The organism is Candidatus Pelagibacter communis (assembly GCF_001179925.1).
In the GTDB taxonomy this organism is placed as follows: Bacteria; Pseudomonadota; Alphaproteobacteria; order Pelagibacterales; family Pelagibacteraceae; genus Pelagibacter; species Pelagibacter ubique_E.
On record NZ_CVSF01000049.1, the window covers coordinates 1 to 1,080 of the forward strand.

General features: G+C 32.0%; 1 protein-coding gene. It reads right to left on the bottom strand.

The features are described 5' to 3' along the window. Window positions 1–147 precede the first annotated feature (147 nt). The coding region (locus AMN70_RS03200; RefSeq protein WP_179850379.1) for a DnaB-like helicase C-terminal domain-containing protein at window positions 148–1,080 on the bottom strand (933 nt) is incomplete at its 5' end.

Here is a 1,080-nt window from a genome sequence, read left to right on the forward strand (position 1 = left end):
CATACATTGGGATATTTTAAAACTATATTAATTAGCTTTAATATCTTCTTCAAAGTTGAGTACATATAGATTTTATCATCGTCATCTAAATGTACGAAATCATCATCTTGTTCTATGTATTCTCGAAGTACATCATCAATATGTTTTTCATTCTTGGCCATCTGAAAAATCTCCTTCAGATAATCTTCCAGTTTGTCTGTTGTAATGAAGTGAGCAAGCGACACCTGTATCTCCTGTATATCTATTTTTTAGAACTCTGATTGTAAGAATATCTTTAGTCTCTTCGTTTTGTTGAGACCTCTCTAAACCAAGACAAATATCAGTGAGCTGTGCCAATCCATGGCTTCCTCTTAAATGACTTAATGAAGTTATAGCTCCTTCTTCGTGACCATTCTTGTCTTGTATTCTTCGTAAATGACAAACCAGTATTAATCCAAAGTTTAATTCTTCAACTAAACTTCGTAGCTTTGTCATCGTATAATCAATTAATTTTCTCTCATCACCTTCAATTCCAGAGACAACCATATTAATATGGTCTAATACAATGTAATCGCAATCACATCCTCTAACCAAATATCTAATTTTAGACATAAGGTTTTCACTATCTGTAGAACCAAAGTGTTTATGGAAATAAACTTTGTCTTTAATTTTATTCCAGGAATTTTTTAAATCTTCTTCATTAATAGTTTTTCTAATATCTTCTTCGTGTATCTTTTGGTTTAAATCTATACTCATTAAACCTCTTACACTTCTAGCTACACTTTCTTCTAATGCTATGTAGCCAATAGATTTATTTTTAGAAATTAAATCATAACTTAATTCTCTAGCAACTTGTGATTTACCTGTACCACTACCTGCTGTTAATAAAACTATTTCACCTTTACGAATACCTTTTGTTTTTTGATTTAGTCCAGACCATAAGTAAGGAACACATTCTTTACTATCATCTTGAATAACTAAATCCCAAGTATCTGCTCCTGCAATAATACCTTCTGGTGTGTAAGGTCTTGCGTTCCAAATGTGGTGTATAATATCTTTGCCTCTGTCGGACACCAACATTTCGTTGGCATCCTTCATAGG